The sequence below is a fragment of the Acaryochloris thomasi RCC1774 genome (assembly GCF_003231495.1).
Lineage (GTDB): Bacteria > Cyanobacteriota > Cyanobacteriia > Thermosynechococcales > Thermosynechococcaceae > RCC1774.
This window is the reverse complement of record NZ_PQWO01000002.1, coordinates 1-20,149: the sequence shown is the minus strand read 5'-3', so window position 1 is coordinate 20,149 and position 20,149 is coordinate 1. Positions and strand designations below refer to the sequence as shown.

The window sequence follows — 20,149 nt, the reverse complement described above, 5'->3', positions numbered from 1 at the left end:
CTTAGAGAGCCTACGTTTGAAGACAGATGATTCAGGGAAGAAAGTTCCCAAACGACCTATGCTTTGGGTTTCAGAAAAACAATGGCCTGCTTCCAGATCACGGTGGGCTGATCGTAGTGATCAAGCAAGCAAAGGCAGAATGCATCTTGCCAACGGATTTTACCCACTAGCAAATCATTGGTGATCACTTTGACTTCGACTTCTGAGCCGTCCTGGATGAGCGTTTGGAGTTGACGAACGCTAGGGAGCCCGACATCAAGTTCAGTTGACATAGTTTAATTCAGTACAGACGTGCTGATGTAGAGAGAATACTCACCGTGCCATCATAGCGACAATTTGGGATGAATCGATAATTCCTACGGTAGGCTAACAGTAGGGGATATTGAAGGAAAGATAGAGCCACACTATGACGGTCGAATTTACGAAATACCAAGGTCTGGGCAATGATTTTGTCCTGATTGACAATCGGCAGCAGGCTGAACCCTTGCTGACGCCAGAACAGGCTCAGAAGGTTTGCGATCGCAACTTTGGCGTTGGGGCAGACGGCGTGATTTTTGTCCTGCCCGGTCAGGGCGATACCGACTACACCATGCGGATCTATAACTCCGACGGTTCTGAACCAGAAATGTGCGGCAATGGCATTCGTTGTTTGGCCCGTTTTATTGCGGAACTCGAAGATAAAGCGGCAGGTGCATCCCACAGCTACCGTATTCATACGTTAGCCGGCGTGATTGTGCCAGAGCTACTGCCTGATGGTCAGGTCAAGGTGAATATGGGGCAGCCCCGTTTGCTAGCAGAACAGATTCCCACGACGCTCAATAGCCCTGAAGAGCAGGTTGTTCAAAGACCCTTAGCCGTTAACGATCAGAACTGGCTCGTGACCTGCGTTAGCATGGGCAACCCGCACTGCATTACCTTTGTCGAGGATGTCGCGTCTATCCATCTAGAGAAATTAGGACCGCAGTTTGAAACCCACTCCGCTTTTCCACAGCGCATCAATACTGAATTCGTTGAAGTTGTACGCCCAGACTACCTAAAAATGCGCGTCTGGGAGCGAGGGGCAGGAAGCACGTTGGCTTGCGGCACAGGAGCCTGTGCAGTGCTAGTGGCGGGTGTGCTGACGGCACGATGTCAGTCGGCAGCAACCATTGAATTACCGGGTGGTCCTTTAGAGATTGCTTGGGCCGGGGGTGAGGAGCCAGTCTATATGACAGGCCCAGCAGAACCTGTTTTTACAGGACATTTAGGATGACGTTGCCTCAGAGATAACACAGTCATCAGTGACCTCAGCAGCATGCTCAACGTTAGTATCACTATAGGTATGAACAATGAGTGCTTGATCAATTCGCTCAGCAATTGTGATGTTACTAGAGCCACCCCCCAAACTCGTTGGAGAAAAGCGTCTCACCTTTCGCAACCTTGATTGGCATGAGTTCAAGCAAATTCAGACGTTGCTGACAGAGAGAACTCGCGCTCGCTTCACCTACGACAACGGAGTCTTAGAAATCACCATGCCCCTCGAAGGCCATGAGCGGTCTGCCCGCCTGATCGAACTCTTTATCAGAGTTCTGGTGGTTGAGATGGGAATGAAAATCAAGACCATGGGTTCGACGACCCTAGATCGAGAAGACTTACTCAAAAGCGCTGAACCCGACAACGAATACTACATTCAGAACTACGCCCTGGTTGCAGATCACGAAGTTAACTTAGAAGTTGATCCCCCCCCTGATCTGGTTGTAGAGGTCGATATTACCCATACCGACTTGAATAAAGACACTCTTTACGCCAGCCTCGGAGTGCCTGAATTTTGGCGGTTCAATGGGCGTGAGTGGAAAGTCTTGCAATTAACGGACGGCAAGTACGTTGAGTGCGATCGCTCCCCGACCTTCCCTGCTGTTGCAAAGCAAGATTTATATCAGTTTCTAGAAGCAGCATTACTAGATGAAGTCGCTGCTGAGATTGGCCTTCGCCAGTGGGTACAGCAGCAGATTAAAGCTTAGCTGCACCCGTTCGCCGTGAACAAATGGACTGGAGGGAACGATCAATGTAGATGGGTAGACTAGAGAGTGAGGCGGAGCTCTGGGTGAGTCATGATTGCAAATACGGCTTGGCTGGACGATTTAGTTTTCCGCAAGACAGGCGATCGCATCTCTGAGCTGCAACTCCTAATCCTAGAGCGCTGCGACCAGACCTATCTTGAGATTGCCGATGCCTACGGTTGCACTGAAGGCCACGCCAAAGATGTCGGCTCTGCTCTATGGAAGCTGCTGTCTGAGCTACTGGGTGAAAAAGTCACCAAGAAAAACTTGGGCATTATTTTGCCCCGCCATATCCCTGTAGATTTCAAACCTAGCGTAGAGCGTCCAACGCTCAGGGGATTGGTGGGGCGAGTCGAAGCCATCGAATGCCTCAATTCTCTGGTAGGAAAAGGGCAAAAAGCTATCGTTCTGCAGGGAGAAGGGGGCGTTGGCAAAACGGCCCTGGCTCAGAAATATCTCCATAGTCAGGGATTCGATCTGGTGCTGGAGCTTTTGATGGCCAAGGAAACGACCAACATTACTTCGGCTGAACGGGTGGTTGAAGAATGGCTGCAGCGAGATTTTAATGATGAGCCGGGACTAGAGCTTGGCATTTCGCTGGGGCGACTGCGGCGACATCTGCGGCAGCGGCGGGTGGGAGTGTTGGTCGATAATCTAGAACCTGCTTTAGATCATCAGGGACGCTTTATTGAACCTCACCGCCATTACGTAGAGCTGCTGCGAGTCCTCACAGAAGGCCAGGGGCAGACGGTTATTTTGATGACGAGTTGCGATCGCATCTCTGAAGCCAGCCTCAACGTCACCCACTATCGCCTACCGGGACTCAGCTATCTGGCTTGGCAACAGTTCTTCGAGATGGGTGAGCTTGAAATTGAGACGGCCAGTCTCCAGGAAATGCACCACGCCTACGGCGGCAACGCCAAAGCCATGCGAGTCCTGCGCGGCACCATCTCAGAAGACTATGACGGCGACCTCAAATCCTACTGGCGAGACCATCGGAATGATTTATTGGTGGCTGCTGACCTCAAAAACCTGGTCGCCAACCAAGTCAACCGACTGCAGCATCAGGCCCCTGAGTCCTATCGCTTGTTTTGTCGTTTGGGGTGCTATCGCTATCAGAATCCAGCCACTGTGCCAACAGCAGCCCTAACGACGCTTTTGTGGGATGTTCCTGAGGCTAATCGTCGGCAAGCGATGGTTTCTCTCCGTAATCGCTCGCTGGCAGACTATCACAAAGGACAATATTGGCTCCATCCAGTCCTGCGAGCTGAGGCCATTGCCCGACTGAGAAACAGCGATCAATGGCAAGCCACAAACCAAGCGGCGGCAGCCTACTGGACTGATAGCGTGGATACAATTACCCAACCGCAGGACGCTTTGCAAGCCCTAGAGGCTTACTACCACTACGTCGCGATTGACGACTATGCCGCAGCCGCACAGGTGATTCTCAACAGCCGCACGAATCAATGGAATCAGTATCTGTCTTTGGGCAGTACGCTGTATCGGTTCGGGCTACACCAATCTTTGCTCACTGAAATTCCCGTAATTCTAGAGCGTATTGGCTCTGATTCTAGCTTTAGTGAGCTGTACAATATCCTCGGTGATTTCTACTGGACAGCAGGTAAGATTCACGCGGCGATTGATTGCCAAAAGCAGGCGAGAGAACAGGCAATTCAACAATATCAAGCTGCGGAGTCGCTCACATCCCATCAGCGTTATTACCTGAGAATGCTGGAGGTAGATGCACTGCTCAGTCTGGGACTTTATCACATTGATCTGTGGGAGCTAGAAACAGCGGCGGGTTGGTTTGAAGCACTGGTTGCAATGGTCTACGATCGGCCCGCCTCCGCAGAAGGAACTGCGCTAGCGGCAACCCATACCGATCACCATCGCTGGGCCGAAAAAGCATCTTTATGTCTAGCACTGGCAAAATCCTACCAGGGTCAGTTGCAAGAGGCGAAATCGCTGGCTGACACTGCCTACCGTCAAATGTCTCAAGCTACAGGGCGTTCAGCCTACTTCATGCAAATCTTGGGTCAGACCTACGTGAATGTGGAATGCTTTGAGCAAGCTAGACTCATCTTTAAGCAAGTGCTAACCCATGTAGAATCTAGTAGCTACACTCAGATACAGGCCAAAACGCTCATCGGCCTCGCAGATATTAATCGTAGGCAGGGAGAGCTAACGGCGGCACTAAGGCAACAACAGCAGGCTTTAGAGCTTTTGCAAACCATCGGCGCCCAGTGCGATCTCGCTGAAGCTTGGTTCCAGCTTGGGGTCACCCATCAACTGCAACAGCGTGCTGATCAAAGTCAAGACAGCTTTGATCAGGCCATCAAGTTATTTACGCAGATGAACGCCCCCCAGCAAGTGGCGAAGGTAACCCAGCAAGCGCGGCTCTAGCCGTCGGCTATTCGCAAGCGATCGAGGAAGAACGTTCTTCGCTCCCGTCAGATTACTAAAGGTCGCTTTCAGGAACGGCTTGCTTGAAGTCAATCACAAGCTGCATAGTTTCTAACACTAAAGCTCGTAAATCCTTGGATAAGGGAACATTGGCCTGCGGTCCAAACCAGCGGTCAAAGATAGCGACATAGGGTTCTTTACCCTCTAGATATCCCCCCATGAACCGCACGAGCGAATAGTTCACCTGATCGACAAACTTAGAATTATTCTCCGGCACCATACAGGCAATGCCTTCTCTAGAGAAATAACCCACAACCCCATAACTGTCACGGTTATCCGTTGTTTGTAGCCAGCCCTCTAGCAAAATACCATCGGCGGCGAAGGCGTCAACGGTGTCCTGCTTCAAAGCCTCATACCCCTGGTCATGGCTGTCTACGACCACAATTTGAGCTTCGGGCTGAGTGCGGCGAATTGCGATTTCATTGGTGGTGCCAGCAACGGCAGCAATGCGCTTGTTGGCAAAGGCTTCAGGCACCAGCGGTTCACTCCCTCTTTTGGTCAGGAGGCGGGTACCGGTGAAGCCATAGCTCACGGAAAAGTCAATTTGCTCTTCTCGCTTCCAGGTGTAGCTACTGGCATCGCAAACGATATCCACTTCACCCGCCACTAGCTTCGGAATCCGTTGCTCGGGCGTCAGGGCCGTAAGCTGCAGCTCAATGTCTTTACCCAACTCCTTGGTTAACTGGGCTTGAATCTGCTTCAGCATGTCGATGGAGTATCCCTGCAGTTCACCTTGGTCATCGGCAAAGGCAAAGGGCAAGGCGTCTGCATTGGTTCCTGCGGTTAAAGTGCCGGTCCGGTTCACTTTTTCAAGAATACTTTCGGCAGAGGCAAGCTGGGGAACCATGAGAGTGCCGAGAAGGGTTGTGGTTGCGATCGCAAAGACTTGCAACAGTTGATGTCGGGGGGCAAAAATCAGGGTCGCTAACGAGAGTTTCATAACGCAGTGCCAAATAAAGGCTTGAAAGGGCTTACTGGCATATATTACGGCACTGTTGCATCCTTGCTGTATTTCGATAAAAAACCAAGGCTTGCATCTGGATCATCTGCTGTCACGAAGAGAGAAGATCCCCTAGGGATTTGCGAATAAGATAGCTTTTTGTTCTGCAAACTCAATTAAAGCCGCTCCTTGACGCCACAGTATTCCTAGCGAAGATATGCCCATATGGGTAAAGCTATCTGCCAACTATCACTAAATATTTTCTCGATTTTAGCGTGTTGAAATTTGAACTATTTCTGTTAGATACTAGCTTAATCCAGCATCCATATTTATCAAGATTGGCAAAGCGCTAATTGATAGTTCAGAAAAAAGTGAGTGTCTTACGCACTTAGAAGGAACATTGTGAATGAACCATTCAGTCAAGAATAGTGCTAGCAAAAAAACCACCTATATCAGAGGAATCGATGGATTAAGAGCCTTAGCCGTCTTGGCAGTGATTATCTTTCATATTTCTCCTGCATACCTGCCAGGTGGATTTTCTGGAGTGGATATATTTTTCGTCATCTCAGGATATGTCGTTTGTGGCTCTTTAATCAGACACTCTACGCTGAACTTTTCAGACTTTATTGTTAGCTTTTATTCAAGGAGGGTAAAAAGAATTTTCCCTCCGTTACTTGTATGCCTTGTTTTAGTTAGCATTTTTTCTATATTGTTCGTCCCAGCATCACCAATAGCGAGGGCAAACACAAACGTTGCGCTTTCAGCCTTTTTGGGTATCAGTAATTTCTCTCTTGCATGGAATAGCAACGCATATTTCTCACCTGGAACTGAACTGAACCCATTTTCTCATACTTGGAGCTTAGGCATTGAGGAACAGTTTTACGTCATTTTCCCGCTGCTATTTTTTGTTTGGGCAAAGCACAAGAAAAGAAGCGATATTTTTGGAGTCATCGTTAATTTTCTGTTACCAGCTCTGTTAGGCATATCTCTAGCTTATTCAGCTTATGAGACATCAGCTTCACCAGACAATGCGTTCTATTTACTTCCTAGTCGTTTTTGGGAATTATCCTGTGGTGCTTTGCTATTTGATTTGCATTCAAGGAATATACTTATTCCTCAGTCAAGCAAAGCCAAGAATTTATGCTTGCTGATCGGGATTGCTCTAGCTGGAGGTGCATTCTTCTTCTCTGATTCAACACTGTTCCCTTTCCCATGGGCACTCCCATCTGTTCTTGGAACACTATTTTTGATTTCCGGCATCCTTGATGGTGTTTGCCAAAAACCGATTATACAAAGACTGCTTGAAGACGGGCGAATGGTAGACATCGGGAAAAAATCATATTCTCTATATCTATGGCATTGGCCTATCTTCGTATTTTTTAGATGGACGGTTGGCTTTGAGTCTGCTATTACAATAGCCAGCGCTACTGTCTTGACATTTTTGTTAGCCAATATTTCTTATTACTATGTTGAAATACCTGCTAGAAAAAACAAATACGCGGCTAGCTTACCGAACTGGAAAATGGTTGTCGCAGGGATTGTGACAGTCGCTCTATCCTATGGATTCACTAGACTGGCCTTTCGAGGTCAAAAATATTTAAGTTTTAGTGTAGTATCCCAGAACCAAGACGTATGGAATCCTTACTCGTCCTATACGGGTCAGATAAACAATGAAGATAAAGGCTTTAATAATCGCAAGCTGTTTGTGCTTGGAGATTCACATGCCGGAGCCTACCGGCCTATGCTTCGGCAGTTGTCGAAGGATCAGGGTGTTGATGTTCATATTTATCAAAAGGGGGGGTGCGGTTTTAGTTTAAGAAAACCTGCTTTGTCTGGGGAGCGCTCCTGCTCACTGCATATTGAAGACGCTCTCTCTACAATCGAGACACTAGCTTCGCCTGGCGATATTTTGTTTCTAGCCGCCCTGAAAATTGATCGCATTGGGAGTAACTTTCATGGTCCTTTACCCATCGAGGATGTGATGGCTGAGCAGTCAGAAAAAAAAGCTATCAGTGATCGAGAAACAGCCCTGACTGAAGCCAAAGAGATTGTCAAAAAATTTAGTGACCTCTCAATGACTGTTGTCATTGATGCGCCCAAGCCAGTGTTCTCCTCTCCTCCATTTCGTTGCTCTGACTGGTTTAATGCATCAAATCCAGTTTGTTCTTCTGCATTTACGACTGAGCGTGACTTTCTTTTAGGCTATAGAAAGCCAGTGATGGATAAGTTGAACAAGTTAGCGAGTCATTCCAGTAATGTCTTTATCTGGGATCCATTCCCTATCCTGTGTAAAGCTGACGAGTGCTCCGCATTTGATGGGAATCAACCTCTATTTTATGATGGGGACCACCTGAGTTCATATGGGAGTCGTGCGCTTTATCCTTCATTCCTATCGGTTTTAGAAAAAATCTGGTTACCAAGCCAGAGATCGTAGACTGGCGTGGCTGAGAGCAAACTTGAGAATTCTGCTTAATTTCTTTGCGATCAGAGCGTCTTCATAACGCTCACTCGGGGCAGGCGAGGCTTAAAACCACAGACAATTTCATAGGAAATCGTTCCTAACAGATCGGCCCAAGTCTCCACTGGAATTTTTGCTTCGCCGTCTTGCCCCAGCAGCGTTACTACATCACCAATACCCACATTCGGAACCTGACTGACATCGATCATCAACTGATCCATTGTGATCGAGCCAATTTGCTGCACCCGCTGCCCCCGAATCAGGGCCGTAATTCGATTCGATAACGGTCGAGGCACCCCATCTGCATAGCCAATCCCCACGACGGCCACCTTCATTTTTTGGGGCGTCACGTAGGTATGACCGTAGCTAACGCCAGTACCTGCCAGCAGGGTCTTGATCTGTGTCACCCTGGCCTTGAGCTGCATGACCGGCTGCAGGTGAATCTCTTGCCGGAATTTTGCCTCGGGGTATAAACCATAGAGCGCTAAGCCAACCCGCACCAGATCGTAATGGTATTGCGGGCCGCTGAGTGTCCCTGCGGAATTCGCCAAATGTAGCTTAGGCTGAAGAATACCTGCCGTTTGAATCTGCTGCGTGAGCGTCTGAAAACGGCTTTGCTGCGTTTCCATGAAGCTGGAATCGGCATCATCTGCGGTTGCAAAGTGAGAGTAAATGCTGGCGATCTGCAGGTTAGGCAGCGTTGCCACAAACTCAATAAAAGCGGCCCCCTGCTGCCACAGCGGCCCGAGCCGAGACATACCGGTGTCGATATTGATGTGTACGGAAGTGGGCTGCTTGGCATATTGAGACACCGCCAGCGCTTGCTTCGGACTGCACAGCGTGGGCTGAAGCTGCCAGGATGCGATCGCATCCACCTCCTGCGGGGCCTGCACCGCTCCCAGCAGCAAAATTGGCGCGGTAATTCCAGCCTGACGCAGCTCTTTCCCTTCGAGGATTGTGGCGACCGCCAGCCACGTCACGCCTTGCTCAAGCACCGTGCGGGCCACCGTTGCGGCCCCATGCCCATAGCCGTCAGCCTTGACCACCGCCATCAGTTCTGTCTGCGGCAGCAGGCTCTTTTTGAGCTGCCGAGCGTTGTGAGCCAATGCATCTAAATCAATTGTGATCCAGGCGCGCTCACAGAATAGAGATCCGATTGGCTGTGTTGGCATAGGTCCCTCAGTCTCAAGCAACGACCTTAATGAAGGCTAACAAGTCTGCGCTGCGAGATATTTCTCGTAACCTAGCTCAGCTAACTGCTCTTGCTTAGTATGAACCGAATTTGCTAGATTTTGGCGATATTCCATCACTTTATCTAACAAATCAGGACGCTGAGCGGCCAAAATCTGAACGGCCAGTAGTCCCGCATTCTTAGCATTGCCAATCGCAACCGTCGCCACCGGAATCCCACCGGGCATTTGGACGATAGAGTATAGCGAATCGATTCCCTGTAGGGCGCGGCTTTTGATCGGCACCCCAATCACCGGCAGAGGAGAGAGAGCGGCCACCATCCCCGGCAGATGAGCCGCGCCACCGGCCCCGGCAATAATGACTTTAATGTTGTTCTGGTGAGCGGTCTTGGCGAAGTCCACCATCCGTTCCGGGGTGCGGTGGGCGGAGATGATTTCAACGTGGCAGGGGAGGTCAAAGGCTGTTAGGGTTGCGATCGCATCCTGCATGGTGGGCAGGTCGGAGTCACTCCCCATAATCACGGCAACTTCGGGTTGACTCATACACTCACTATCCTTGCACTACAGCTCCACAGACTCAGCCATCCAGGAGCAAGACCTATCGTTTTATGTAAAAGCATCAAGTTTTCTTGGAATTTTGTTTAAAATTTAGACAAACAAATCTTCATTGATCTTTAGTTTTTGCTAGAACGCAGCAGCAGATGCTTTCATAGCTGATATTGAAAGATTTTAATTCTTTTTGAGGACTCTCCAATGAATCCGTTACAAGGGTATCAATTTCGTTGCACCCTCACCTTTGGCGATATCTACGCGCAGGTGATCATTTGGCTAATCGTGATCTTCCTGAGCTTAGCAACCTCCGTCGCCATGTACCAAAATCCAGTCTACGCCTTTCTGACCGGGGGATTGATCCTGGTGCTTTCGCTACCCTTCCTGCTCTTTGCCTTCGTCACCACCCTGTTAAACCACATTCAACTATCACCGGTTGAAGAAACGAAGGCCAGCGGTGCCTCAGCGGACTCAACACCCCCGTCAGGAGCGGTTCAAACTAGTTAGCATCAACGACCAATGCTGAAGCTTTGTATTGACCGAGCGCAGGTTCCGGGTTGTCAAGGACTGCAGCAGGTTTGGGTTGATCAGCAAAATCTTATTCAGGCCATCCACCCGCTGACTGGTATTGAGTCTCCCCTAGCCCTTAGCCACCTTGATCTTGAAGAAGACTGGTTGTCTTTGGGCGGCGTTGATTTGCAAATCAATGGTGCCTTGGGTTTAGCCTTCCCTGATCTCACAGAGGCCGATCAGCCGAAGCTTCAAGAAATTGGACAATTGCTTTGGCGGCAGGGTGTCGATGGCTATTTGCCGACCGTTGTGACCACCGCTGTCGAAAAGATTCATCGAGCGCTGGCAGTGGTGAATCATGGCCCATCTTCATCCACACAGCCCACGGCTAAAATTCTTGGGGTCCACCTCGAAGGTCCCTGCCTCAATTTTGAAAAGAGAGGGGCTCATCCCGCAGAATATTTGCGGCCGTTAACAATCTCTGATCTGCAGCAGGTGCTGGGTCCACACGCAGATGTCGTTAAGGTGATGACGTTAGCGCCCGAGTTAGATGTAGAGGGAGATGCGATTTCATATCTTTGCGATCGCAATATCATCGTCAGCCTAGGTCATTCTCAAGCAACAGCAGAGCAGGCAGAGGCTGCGTTTCACAAGGGAGCCACAATGGTCACCCACGCCTTTAACGCGATGCCCAGCCTCCACCATCGCCAGCCAGGGCTGTTAGCGGCAGCTCTAGTGAAGCCAAAGGTCTGGTGCGGGTTTATTGCCGACGGCCAGCATATTGATCCGTTAATGCTGAAGCTTTTACTGCAGGCCAGTCCTGAGAGACTATTCCTAGTCAGTGACGCTCTTTCTCCCCTGGGCCTCCCGGATGGCGTTTATCCCTGGGATACGCGGCAGATCGAAGTGAAGAATGGGACCGCTCGTCTGCCGGATGGGACCCTCTCGGGGACAACACTATCGCTACTGCAGGGTGTCCAGAACCTCGTCCGCTGGCGCATTTGCTCTGTGGAACAGGCGATTGCTTTAGCCACGGAAGCCCCCCGCAAAGCCATCGGACTACCAGGTATTGGACTAGGGCAACCTGCATCGGCCCTATTGCGCTGGCATCAAAATCCCAAAACGGGTGACCTGAGCTGGAAGAGATTGCTTGCTGATGCTTCGAGATCAAGAGAGTAGAGCGCCAGCTGGGCGACTCTAATCTGACAACTACGAACCATTGCGCCTCTCTAATCAGGCATTTGCGAGCCACGTCCGCGCGGCTTCTATTTGCGATCGCTCAAACGCCTTAATCTCAGCCGGGAAAATCGCGCTCACGGCTTCCGCAATGGTCCGCATCCACTGGGCATCGGCCACCAATGCGATATGGGTGATGTCTTTGACCATGTAGGCCTGCTGCAAATCTTGCCACAGCGCCATCGGGTCCATGCCCTCAAAGCTGCGGATTTCTTCTAGGACTTTCACCTTGCCATGCTTCGCCAAGTCAGTCTTGATCAAAGGCACAATTCGATCAAAGTCTGCCACCGTAATCTTGCCCTCGACAATAATCTCGATAACGTTATTTTCAGCGTTGCTCCTGTACTCCATGCCCGATAGCTGATCTAACTCCGGCGCCATCTGCAGCCAGGTCCGGGCGGCCTCAATTTGAGAGGGTTCGAAGGCTTTTACCTGAGCCGATAAAATGTTGTCTGCTGCCGCAGAAATGGTCCGTACCCATTCAGCCTCGGCAACCACCGCCGCATGGGTAAAGTCATCCACGTGGGTCAACCCAAACTGAGCATCTTTCCAGAGTGCGATCGGGTCGATGCCTTCAAAGCTGCGAATTTCTTCCAGTAGCCTGAGCTTGCCGTGCTTATCAAGGTCAATCTTGAGCTGAGCGATAATCTGGTCAAGGTCTGCCTCCGTCAGCTGGCCTTCAACGATGATTTCAACAATATTGTCTGTGGGGTTATTGCGGTACTCAAGCATGGAAGTCTCCTTGGTTGGGTGATACGGCCTCAGGCTAGGGCATCAAGCTGCGGCGCTAGGCAGAACATTCGCAATTTCCCTTGCCGATCGCTTTGACGGTTTGCCTCCTGAAACTAACCCTAACTCAGCTCGGATATCGGTAATGGAGCGTGTCCAGTTTTCTTCAAACGGATAGGCCAACAAGCAGTCCGCCTGCTCACCCAGTTTTTTACCTCTGCGGGCGCTGGCCAAGATGTCCTGCGCTTGCCACGGCTTAATGAGTACGAGAATTAGCTTAATGAGAGGATAGGTTAGATTCAGCGTTTTTGTATAGTTCTGCCCCACGGTAAACCCGAATACGCCAGCTTCACCAGAATAGCTGGTATCAAACCCTAGCAAAATGTGAAAGATATCGTGGGTGACGGTGTAGCGCAGCGCGAAAGGATGACGCTTGGCTTCTTCTTTCAGATCATCACTGACTTCTAACGGTTGAATTCCGTTGTCCTGCATGTGCTGGGCATATTCATGCCCTAAAGTGCCTTTGGGGAGTTGACGGAGTTGCTCTAAATCAATCGTGGGATAGTAGTCTGCTAACCCCTGCAGTTGTTTCAGCAGATCAGGATGGGTGCCGAATCCATAAAGCTGGCTTTCGAGGAGTGCAGCGTCTCCGGTCTCTCCTTCCGTTAAGTAGTCTTTATAGGCTTTGATGAAGCGCTTAATACTGGTCATTGCGGTTTTCCTCAGTGCTTGAACAGCTTGGATGCTTCAGTTAGGCTGAAAACATCTATTAGAAGAGATGTCAGGCAATACTTTCTGCCGCTTTGTATAAGAGATTGTCTTGCATGTCCTGAGCCAAGTCGCTCCCTTCAAGAACCAGCCCTAATTCAGAGCGAATATCGGCAATTGGGCGTGCCCAGTGATCTTCAATGCGGTAAGCCAGTAGGCATTTGGCCTGTTCACCCAACGCCTTTCCTGCCTGGATATTGGCAATCATTGACTGTCTCTGCCCCCAAAAGATCAGCGGATAAATCTTACTCATAATAGGGAGAGCTGCATTGATGAACGAGCTGTAGTTTTGAGCAGCCATAAAAGCAAACACTCCAACTTCACCGGCATAGCTAGTATCGAACCCCAGCAGCACGTGGAACATATCGTGGGTAGTGGTATAGCGCAGCGCAAAGGGGGCTTGCTGAGCTTCTATCTGCAAATCGGGGCTGATGACAAGAGGGAGGATCCCGTTCTTGTGCATGTGCTGAGCATACTCGTACCCCAACGTTCCTTTAGGAAGCTGACTGAGCGCGTCGAGATCGATTTCAGGGGCGTAGCCTGCCAAGTCTTGCAGTTGAGCCAAGAGTTCAGGCGTCGCGCTCAGGCCCAAGAGCTTGATTTTTAAAAATGCAATGTCTCCGACCTGACCTTCAGCGTAGTAGTCCCGGATTGATTTGATGAAGCGCTTAATGCTAACCATGATGGTCGTTACCTTGTGAAACTTAAAACGCTAAATGGCGACATGACCCTTCAGCCACGTGACCAGCTGGTCACATTCTAGCGAATGAACCTAGGTTTGCCAATTCATGCTTAATTGCATTCGCGTGCGCTTAGTGGCCTCAGCCAGCAGCGACGCCACGCGGGATAAGGCCATCAAGTCACCACGCATGGCAAAGAAGAGACTGAACATTAGACAATCAGTCCGGTGAATACCAAAGACCTAGCCCATGCCGTAAAAGAGCTGAAAGGCTATAGGGAATTTTGGGTCAGAAGCGCTCAGGTTTTTGCTGAAGATGGGGCCTTTGCTTGCTTCATTGATGGCTTAGTTTTGCGCCCCATCCCTCGCTCGAGAACTTGAAGCAACTCATCAAAAATCTGTTCAATTACCTTCATATCAATGTCAGCCAGGGGGCCTTCTTCAGCCAGGCGATGTGGATCGATCTCTAAACGGTCGAAAATCAGGCTTCCGATCTCACTGGCCAGCGTGTTGACCATGTAGGTTGCGAGATCCGGTTCAATATCGCGGTCAATATCGCCCTGGGCAATGCCGCGCTCGACGAGTTGCTCAATATAGCCACTAGAGGCTTTCTTGGTTTGCGCTAGCACCTGATCTCGAAACGGCAGCGTGCCATACCTAGCCCGATAGACCAACTGACTCAGCGTCGGGTGTTCAAAATCGAAGAGAACGCTGGCGTGGAACAGCCACCGCAGATAGTCGAAAAAATTTGCTGATTCGGGTTGCTCTGTATTTTTCAAGAAGGTCAGCTTCTCTTCGGTAGCAAACTCAATCAGATACAGGTAGAGTCCCTTTTTGTCCTTGAAATATTGATAGACGCTGCCCTTAGCGATTTTTGCCGTCGCCACAATTTTGGTAATCGAAGCACTGTTGTAGTCATGACGCGCGAATTCTGAGATCGCAATCTCAACGAATTTCTGACGCTTGTTGTCCGGAAGATTGAAAAAGGTTTGGGTGGGCATGGCTTGCGTAGAGCTGTGACCGAACAGTCATGTGACTGAAGGGTCACAGTTTAGCCTGCGTCTCTTTGTACCGTCAATTTCTTTGGCTGCAGGCACAGGGCAAGCGCATGCTCGTGTCGCTAGTATTGTCGCCAGATAGCTGATAAGGGCACCCAAAGGCCGAACACTATGCCAAGCAGCACCCGGCGGAGTCAGAACAGCCCTTCTTTAGCACAGATGGGGCTCAGCCATTTTTATGCCCTAATCAATATGTGTACCGCGATAAAGTCAGGTTGTCCTCACTCAGACGTATAAACTGCTACATATTGAATGAGATTTGCAATATCTTTCTGATCAACCTCTTACTCTTGTAAGGACTATGCCTAGACCAAACAGATTCTTGATGCTCTTGCCCTTGAATCTATTTCTCATGTTGCCGATGATGGCCTGTAGTGATGAGAACTCTGGAGGTGCTGATAATGATATCCCAGAGCTATCTCAGCAGCCGTTAGAACGTTCAGACTCTACATCTGTCGAGAGGGAGTCTGCCACGGATGGCGCAGTTGAGGCATCAGCAGAAGGCTCGGCAGACTTAGTTCTCGCCCTGTCTGGAGAGGGCTTGTTAGTCATCGAAGAGCAGTCTGGCAAAGCTCGATCCATTTCTTTCGATACAGATCTGGCCACTGCCCAAGCTGCTGTTTCTGCGACTCTAGGACAGCCAACAGAAATAGCACAAGAGAATGAGTGCGGTGCTGGCCCCATGAGTTTTATCAGTTGGCCGAATGGCTTAACCATGAACGCCATGCAGAATCAGTTTGTGGGTTGGTCAGTGCGTCCAGAGGCGGAGAGTGCCAATTTGACAACCGTTGATGGTATTGGCTTAGGCAAAACGCTGACTGATTTGGAAGCAAGCTATCGCGTTGACGTGATCGAAAGTAGTTTAGGCACAGAGTTTAATGCCTCCGATAGCTTATTTGGCTTGCTTTCTAATAATCAGCCCAAGGGTGTCATTACCCATTTGTGGTCTGGCATCGCCTGTAATTTTCGTTAGCCATACAAAAAGCGATAACTTTCTAACCCATGAGATCGCTGGCTTCCCTAATCATCGTGCTTGCGGCTCCCATGCACAGAGCAGTGCGCCCCCGGTCATGATTAGGGCTGCGATCGCAACTCCTGCTGTCACCGTTTCATGCAACACAACAACGGCGATGGCAGAACCGACTAAAGGGGCAAGGGCAAAGAAAGCCGCTGTGCGTGAGGAACCAATGCATCGAAGCGCGAGGACAAAACAGCAATAGGTGAGTCCGTAGCAAAGAAAGCCGACGCCACCGATCTGGATGAGCGTAGACCCGTCGGGAAATTGCTGGCCAATCAAGGATGCGATCGCAACGTTCACTATCCCCGCAACCCCATTCTTGATCAAGGCAATCTGAAACGGGTCACGATGAGACACTCGGAACGTCAAATTGCTGTCGATGGCCCAGGCGAGACAGGTACCCAGCACCGCTAGCGACCCCCAGCTCCATCCGGCTCCTTTAGCCTCAGTGGATTGAGAAAGCAGAATGCCCCCCACCGTGATCGGGATAATGCCCAGAAAGACCGGCCACTGCCAGCGTTCTCGGAAAACGGTCCAGGCCAAAATGGCAGTGAACACGGCTTCAAAATTCAGCAGTAGCGCAACCGATGAAGCCGATGCTGTACTTAGACCGACCATTAACAGGATAGGCGCGATGCCTCCGGCCAGCGTTGAACTCCAAACCCAGCGCCACTCTCCGGATTGAACATAGTCTGGCTTCTGGAATGGGTGCCGCAATAGGACGATAGGCAGGAGGCCACAGCCGCCCCCCAGAAATAGAAGGCCCGCCAGCATCCAGGGGTCTGTTTGATCTAGCAGTAGTTTGGAGAGGGGCGTGCCAGAACCAAAAAGAAGAGCGGTTGCGATCGCAAATCCAATCCCAGAGAGCGTCGATTTTTGAGATTGGGGCAAGGGAGAGGACAAGCGTAGGCCAGGGAAAGAGCTTTAAGACGGTAGCAGAAATGAGACCTCAATTCCACCATAGAAACGATCCAGCGTTGGCTCTCCCGTTTCGTTGATCGCGCTGCCTTGGCCGGAGAAAATACGTGAGACACGATAGCGATGATAGTTTCCGAGCAGACGCCCCAGGGGAATGTAGTGGGGTTCTGCACCTGTGAATAGGGTCTTGTCCAGTTCGGGCAGGCTGTGCCAGGGGCATTTCATCAGTTCATGATGGGCGTTGTGGTAGCCAAAGTTGAGTAGCAATAGATTGAGCCAGGGATAACGCAGGGAAACCACGTTTGAGAAAGTATTCGCCTGCTCGTAGATGCGATCGCGTTTCGGCAGTGGTTCACCCAGGGCAAAAACCTCATAGGTGTGCTGAAAGGCATCCATAAACCGCAGGACGGTGATCATGCCGACATAACTAAGAAAGTAAAGCCCCAACGCTTTAGGAGAGAGAAACCCCAGCAGGGCAAATAGACTGCCCCGCACCAACATTAACAAAGCCGTGCGTAGGCGCTCCTCCTTATGTTCAGGGTTCCAGAAGGGGGCCAGCATCACCCGGAAGCGCAGCAAAAAAGCCAGGGACGGAATATAGAGCCACTCCAGTCCTAGCAAAATCTGGCGTAGAGGCGTGGGTAAATCCTTTAAAAAGGTCTCTAGATCAAACCGATAGAAATCAACCCGATCAACATGATGGGCAATGTGCAGCCGCATCAGCTCATCAAACGGTGTATAAATGGCTCCGTTGATCCACAACATGACGTTGCCCCAGGCCACATTGAGCGCTCGACTCTCGAACAAATTACTGTGCATCAACTCATGGGCCAAGTAGGCCGAAACCAACAGGCTATGGGTCAAAACGACCACGCCGAGTAGGTTCAGTCCCACCTGCGGCAGCAAAAAAAGAGCAATGCCGCCTAGGTAGGTTAACCCTGTATATGCGATCGCAAACGCATTCCACAGACGATTTTTACTCTGTATAAATTGCTTGATCTCTAAGGCAGCGGCAGTCATATCAACCTTCTATTTGATCGAATTTAGGGTCACTCTTGCAGAAAAAATCAAACGCTAGGCAACGGCCCGCAAGCTCTCAATCAGCTCACGCTTGGTCTGGATAAATTTAGGGCTGAGCTTGAGATCGAGTTCTCGCTCTGGAGGCAGATCAATCTTGATCTCCTGCTGGATCCTGCCGGGGTGGGCACTCATGACGTAGACGCGCTGGGCCAAATAAATGGCCTCTTCAAGGTCGTGGGTGATCATCAAGATCGAGGTGCGGGTTTTCTCCCATAGCTCCAGCATGAACTGCTGCATTTTTTCCTTTGTTTGGGCATCTAAGGCACCAAAGGGTTCATCCATCAGCAGGACTTCTGGCCCGTTGATCAGGGCACGTGCTATGGCAACCCGCTGCTTCATCCCTCCAGAAAGCTCTTTGGGGTAGGCACTAGCAAAAGCACTCAGGCCGACAATATTGAGAAAGTACCCCACGCGCTCCCGCATTTGTGCTTTAGGTAAACGACGGAGCTTGAGGCCAAAGGCGACATTATTGGCCACCGTGAGCCAGGGATAGAGCGTATAGCTCTGGAACACCATTCCCCGATCAGCACCGGGGCCAGGGACAGGTTCACCATCCACTAAAACCTGGCCTTCGCAGGGCGGCAGTAGGCCCGCAATAATGTTCAGCAAGGTTGACTTGCCGCAGCCTGAGGCTCCAGCGATGCAGACAAACTCACTCTTGCTTAGGTGTAGATTGACATCGTCAAGGACGGTCAAAGGCTTTCGGCTGCGGCGAAAGCTTTTGGTGATTCCCTGCACCTGTAGCTTGGCAATCGGGGTGGGCGGGGTTAGGGGCCGACTAATATCGGTTGCGTTTAGAAGCATCCTGAAACCACCATTCCTAATAATCTGCAGTCCGCAATTTCGAGAAAACGGGTGCCCGCGAGACAGACACTAACAATCGCTATTTTTCTCAACCTTCATTAAAGTCGGGGCGAGGCATCATAAATGTTCGTTTCTATACAGTGTCAGGCTCCATGGCCGCGAATAATCGGTTTTTGAGTCAGAGTTTCTTTACAATCACTCAGGAGCATCAACGTGCTGCCATCAAATTCCTCCAAGCGCTATCTGCGTCCCTCGGTCTTTTGGAGTATTCGTCAACCTTTTCCCAACGGGTTAGGGGTTGCCCTTGTGGTGTTTGCTCTAGCCTTCCCGTTGGCGATCTGGTCTGCCCTCAGCTATGGCGGCATCGTTGAATCCATCTTTTTACCTACGCCTACCGCCGTACTGCAGGCTGGGAGAACGATGCTGTTTGAAGATAATCTGCTCTTCGATATTTGGAGTAGCTGCTATCGAGTCCTGCTGGGTTTTGGACTGGCTGCCGCCATTGGCGTTCCGATGGGAATTGCGATGGGAACATTTCAAAGCATGGAGAGACTCTTTAGTCCTATTGTCGGCACGGTTCGCTATATGCCGGTGGCTGCTTTTGTACCGTTGATTATTCTCTGGGCAGGCTTGGGAGAGCTAGCCCGGATTTTAATTATCTTTTTGGGCATTGTGTTCTACAACGCGATTATGGTGGCGGATACGGTGAAGTTCATCCCCAATGAGCTGTTTAGCGTGGCTTATACCTTGGGAGCCAATCGTGTTGATGTACTCTCTCGCGTGATTCTACCGGGCATCGTGCCGGGGATTATCGATACGCTGCGGGTCAATGTTGCCGGTGCCTGGAACTTTTTGGTAATTTCTGAACTCATTGCGGCGGACAATGGCTTAGGGTTTCGGGTCGTGCAGGCCCAGCGTTTTTTGCAAACGGATAAAGTCTTATTTGCGATCGCGGTGATTGGGCTGATTGGGCTGCTGACGGATTTTTCCTTTAAGCTTTTATCTCACTGGCTGACACCTTGGGCAGAAAGTAGTCGCTATTAGAGGTTTAGATCTCTTTGCTGCTTACAGCAGGACATGGCACAGGGAAGGCTTCGAGGTCAAGTTGAGACTCAAGTGACACGAGTTCTTGTGCATACGTATAGGTCACTTCAAGGCTTTCAATACAATGACGACGCAATGAGGGATAGCTTTTGATCTCTTTGCGGATATTCAGGGCTGAAGTTCTAATGCTGATGGGCACTATGCCCAGCATCTACGGGATTTGTGGTCGCACTTGCAGGCGCATCCTGAACTTGCGATCGCAATGAAAACGGTGGCGCAGGCGTCAGAGCCGGTACGAATCAAACCGGAGCAGGGGTTTATTGGGATTAGTGCGGCTGAAGGGGAATGAGGTTGAGGTGCGATGTACATTGTATAAACTGTACTTTTGCGATCGACTTGAAGATCTGTGAACACGACAGATCCTAGGGCATACAGCAACCAACACTCATAATACAAATAATGAATTGGAAATTCTCGTTGTGCGCTGGTCTACTCCCCATAATATAGAGGGGAATAAACCTAGATGCAATCCAGAAGACACAGGGTTGTTTTAAGTTAACAGCGAAAAAATAACATCAACCCGATTAGCAAGCTTTGTCATAGCGGCTTTGAGCGATTGGAAGCCATTCAATCTCAGCAGATTAATCACAATTGTTCTGAGCAACG

General features: G+C 50.2%; 20 protein-coding genes and 2 pseudogenes. 9 read left to right on the top strand and 13 right to left on the bottom strand.

The features are described from left to right. Positions 1-56 precede the first annotated feature (56 nt). Positions 57-272 (bottom strand): Hfq-related RNA-binding protein, encoded by a 216-nt coding sequence (locus C1752_RS03025; protein ID WP_110984587.1) that lies wholly within the window; start codon positions 270-272, stop codon positions 57-59. A gap of 134 nt (positions 273-406) precedes the next feature. On the opposite strand from C1752_RS03025, the gene dapF reads away from it, so the two are divergent. The 3 genes from dapF to C1752_RS03010 all read left to right on the top strand — a co-directional run bounded on the left by dapF (position 407) and on the right by C1752_RS03010 (position 4,442). After that, entirely contained in the window at positions 407-1,252 is an 846-nt protein-coding gene (gene dapF, locus C1752_RS03020; RefSeq protein ID WP_110984586.1) for a diaminopimelate epimerase, read from the top strand. 109 nt (positions 1,253-1,361) lie between these two features. Further along, positions 1,362-2,000, top strand: coding sequence for a Uma2 family endonuclease (locus C1752_RS03015; RefSeq protein ID WP_110984585.1), 639 nt, complete (start codon positions 1,362-1,364; stop codon positions 1,998-2,000). 90 nt (positions 2,001-2,090) lie between these two features. Further along, complete coding sequence (locus tag C1752_RS03010; RefSeq protein ID WP_110984584.1) at positions 2,091-4,442, top strand: helix-turn-helix domain-containing protein; 2,352 nt, start codon at positions 2,091-2,093, stop codon at positions 4,440-4,442. 55 nt (positions 4,443-4,497) lie between these two features. On the opposite strand, the gene C1752_RS03005 is transcribed toward C1752_RS03010, so the two are convergent. Next, positions 4,498-5,442 carry an amino acid ABC transporter substrate-binding protein gene (locus C1752_RS03005; RefSeq protein WP_110984583.1) on the bottom strand — a complete coding sequence of 315 codons (945 nt, stop codon included), beginning with the start codon at positions 5,440-5,442 and terminating at the stop codon, positions 4,498-4,500. Between the two features lie 406 nt (positions 5,443-5,848). Between C1752_RS03005 and C1752_RS03000 the strand changes: the two genes are divergently transcribed. Further along, on the top strand, positions 5,849-7,876 hold the full coding sequence (locus C1752_RS03000; RefSeq protein ID WP_110984582.1) for an acyltransferase family protein: 2,028 nt from the start codon (positions 5,849-5,851) through the stop codon (positions 7,874-7,876). A 50-nt stretch (positions 7,877-7,926) separates the two neighbouring features. Here the strand turns inward: C1752_RS03000 and alr are convergent, their stop codons facing one another. Then, positions 7,927-9,072 (bottom strand): alanine racemase, encoded by a 1,146-nt coding sequence (gene alr / locus C1752_RS02995; protein ID WP_110984581.1) that lies wholly within the window; start codon positions 9,070-9,072, stop codon positions 7,927-7,929. Between the two features lie 36 nt (positions 9,073-9,108). Further along, positions 9,109-9,633: a 5-(carboxyamino)imidazole ribonucleotide mutase gene (gene purE, locus C1752_RS02990; RefSeq protein ID WP_110984580.1), complete on the bottom strand. Its 525-nt coding sequence runs from the start codon at positions 9,631-9,633 to the stop codon at positions 9,109-9,111. A gap of 210 nt (positions 9,634-9,843) precedes the next feature. Here purE and C1752_RS02985 point away from each other — a divergent pair, with 210 nt between their 5' ends. Together C1752_RS02985 and nagA are read left to right on the top strand one after the other, a co-directional pair. Beyond that, on the top strand, positions 9,844-10,146 hold the full coding sequence (locus tag C1752_RS02985; RefSeq protein ID WP_110984579.1) for a hypothetical protein: 303 nt from the start codon (positions 9,844-9,846) through the stop codon (positions 10,144-10,146). Between the two features lie 12 nt (positions 10,147-10,158). Then, on the top strand, positions 10,159-11,328 hold the full coding sequence (gene nagA, locus C1752_RS02980) for an N-acetylglucosamine-6-phosphate deacetylase (RefSeq protein WP_110984578.1): 1,170 nt from the start codon (positions 10,159-10,161) through the stop codon (positions 11,326-11,328). A gap of 54 nt (positions 11,329-11,382) precedes the next feature. Here nagA and C1752_RS02975 read toward each other — a convergent pair whose 3' ends face one another. The 4 genes from C1752_RS02975 to C1752_RS02960 form a co-directional block, all read right to left on the bottom strand. Continuing rightward, a complete protein-coding gene (locus C1752_RS02975) occupies positions 11,383-12,117 on the bottom strand; it encodes a SpoIIAA family protein (RefSeq protein WP_110984577.1) in 735 nt (244 codons plus the stop codon). 42 nt (positions 12,118-12,159) lie between these two features. Continuing rightward, entirely contained in the window at positions 12,160-12,825 is a 666-nt protein-coding gene (locus tag C1752_RS02970) for a Coq4 family protein (RefSeq protein WP_110984576.1), read from the bottom strand. Between the two features lie 70 nt (positions 12,826-12,895). Further along, on the bottom strand, positions 12,896-13,564 hold the full coding sequence (locus C1752_RS02965; protein ID WP_110984575.1) for a Coq4 family protein: 669 nt from the start codon (positions 13,562-13,564) through the stop codon (positions 12,896-12,898). Between the two features lie 296 nt (positions 13,565-13,860). Then, entirely contained in the window at positions 13,861-14,562 is a 702-nt protein-coding gene (locus tag C1752_RS02960; protein WP_110984574.1) for a TetR/AcrR family transcriptional regulator, read from the bottom strand. A gap of 358 nt (positions 14,563-14,920) precedes the next feature. Between C1752_RS02960 and C1752_RS02955 the strand changes: the two genes are divergently transcribed. Beyond that, positions 14,921-15,592, top strand: a complete 672-nt coding sequence (locus tag C1752_RS02955) for a hypothetical protein (RefSeq protein WP_146242263.1) — start codon at positions 14,921-14,923, stop codon at positions 15,590-15,592. Positions 15,593-15,643: 51 nt separating this feature from the next. On the opposite strand, the gene C1752_RS02950 is transcribed toward C1752_RS02955, so the two are convergent. From C1752_RS02950 to C1752_RS02940, 3 genes are read right to left on the bottom strand one after another with little or no spacing between them, the layout of a single operon-like run. Beyond that, positions 15,644-16,528 (bottom strand): DMT family transporter, encoded by an 885-nt coding sequence (locus C1752_RS02950; RefSeq protein WP_158534998.1) that lies wholly within the window; start codon positions 16,526-16,528, stop codon positions 15,644-15,646. 33 nt (positions 16,529-16,561) lie between these two features. Further along, complete coding sequence (locus C1752_RS02945; RefSeq protein WP_110984571.1) at positions 16,562-17,575, bottom strand: fatty acid desaturase family protein; 1,014 nt, start codon at positions 17,573-17,575, stop codon at positions 16,562-16,564. Between the two features lie 54 nt (positions 17,576-17,629). Further along, complete coding sequence (locus C1752_RS02940) at positions 17,630-18,439, bottom strand: ABC transporter ATP-binding protein (RefSeq protein WP_110984570.1); 810 nt, start codon at positions 18,437-18,439, stop codon at positions 17,630-17,632. A 216-nt stretch (positions 18,440-18,655) separates the two neighbouring features. Here C1752_RS02940 and C1752_RS02935 point away from each other — a divergent pair, with 216 nt between their 5' ends. Then, entirely contained in the window at positions 18,656-19,483 is an 828-nt protein-coding gene (locus tag C1752_RS02935) for an ABC transporter permease (RefSeq protein ID WP_110985043.1), read from the top strand. A gap of 4 nt (positions 19,484-19,487) precedes the next feature. Here C1752_RS02935 and C1752_RS30450 read toward each other — a convergent pair whose 3' ends face one another. Beyond that, the gene (locus C1752_RS30450; protein WP_110984569.1) at positions 19,488-19,694 is read right to left on the bottom strand and encodes a DUF29 family protein; all 207 of its coding nucleotides are present in this window, start codon (positions 19,692-19,694) and stop codon (positions 19,488-19,490) included. On the opposite strand from C1752_RS30450, the pseudogene C1752_RS02925 reads away from it, so the two are divergent. Further along, a pseudogene (locus C1752_RS02925) lies at positions 19,680-19,832 on the top strand (AAA-like domain-containing protein); the annotation flags it as partial. The gene C1752_RS30450 and the pseudogene C1752_RS02925 sit on opposite strands and share 15 nt — an antisense overlap. Positions 19,833-20,033: 201 nt before the next feature. Here the strand turns inward: C1752_RS02925 and C1752_RS02920 are convergent. Beyond that, a pseudogene (locus tag C1752_RS02920) lies at positions 20,034-20,149 on the bottom strand (ISAs1-like element ISAcma12 family transposase); the annotation flags it as partial.

Excerpts from the sequence above, each read along its gene's own strand:
- C1752_RS03025 (WP_110984587.1), bottom strand. The coding sequence starts at position 272 with ATGTCAACTGAACTTGATGTCGGGCTCCCTAGCGTTCGTCAACTCCAA.
- C1752_RS30450 (WP_110984569.1), bottom strand. The coding sequence starts at position 19,694 with ATGCTGGGCATAGTGCCCATCAGCATTAGAACTTCAGCCCTGAATATC.
- C1752_RS03005 (WP_110984583.1), bottom strand. The coding sequence starts at position 5,442 with ATGAAACTCTCGTTAGCGACCCTGATTTTTGCCCCCCGACATCAACTG.
- nagA (WP_110984578.1), top strand. The coding sequence starts at position 10,159 with ATGCTGAAGCTTTGTATTGACCGAGCGCAGGTTCCGGGTTGTCAAGGA.
- C1752_RS03015 (WP_110984585.1), top strand. The coding sequence starts at position 1,362 with ATGTTACTAGAGCCACCCCCCAAACTCGTTGGAGAAAAGCGTCTCACC.
- C1752_RS02965 (WP_110984575.1), bottom strand. The coding sequence starts at position 13,564 with ATGGTTAGCATTAAGCGCTTCATCAAATCAATCCGGGACTACTACGCT.
- purE (WP_110984580.1), bottom strand. The coding sequence starts at position 9,633 with ATGAGTCAACCCGAAGTTGCCGTGATTATGGGGAGTGACTCCGACCTG.
- alr (WP_110984581.1), bottom strand. The coding sequence starts at position 9,072 with ATGCCAACACAGCCAATCGGATCTCTATTCTGTGAGCGCGCCTGGATC.
- C1752_RS03000 (WP_110984582.1), top strand. The coding sequence starts at position 5,849 with ATGAACCATTCAGTCAAGAATAGTGCTAGCAAAAAAACCACCTATATC.
- C1752_RS02970 (WP_110984576.1), bottom strand. The coding sequence starts at position 12,825 with ATGACCAGTATTAAGCGCTTCATCAAAGCCTATAAAGACTACTTAACG.
- C1752_RS02960 (WP_110984574.1), bottom strand. The coding sequence starts at position 14,562 with ATGCCCACCCAAACCTTTTTCAATCTTCCGGACAACAAGCGTCAGAAA.
- C1752_RS02975 (WP_110984577.1), bottom strand. The coding sequence starts at position 12,117 with ATGCTTGAGTACCGCAATAACCCCACAGACAATATTGTTGAAATCATC.
- C1752_RS02940 (WP_110984570.1), bottom strand. The coding sequence starts at position 18,439 with ATGCTTCTAAACGCAACCGATATTAGTCGGCCCCTAACCCCGCCCACC.
- C1752_RS02985 (WP_110984579.1), top strand. The coding sequence starts at position 9,844 with ATGAATCCGTTACAAGGGTATCAATTTCGTTGCACCCTCACCTTTGGC.
- C1752_RS03010 (WP_110984584.1), top strand. The coding sequence starts at position 2,091 with ATGATTGCAAATACGGCTTGGCTGGACGATTTAGTTTTCCGCAAGACA.
- dapF (WP_110984586.1), top strand. The coding sequence starts at position 407 with ATGACGGTCGAATTTACGAAATACCAAGGTCTGGGCAATGATTTTGTC.
- C1752_RS02955 (WP_146242263.1), top strand. The coding sequence starts at position 14,921 with ATGCCTAGACCAAACAGATTCTTGATGCTCTTGCCCTTGAATCTATTT.
- C1752_RS02945 (WP_110984571.1), bottom strand. The coding sequence starts at position 17,575 with ATGACTGCCGCTGCCTTAGAGATCAAGCAATTTATACAGAGTAAAAAT.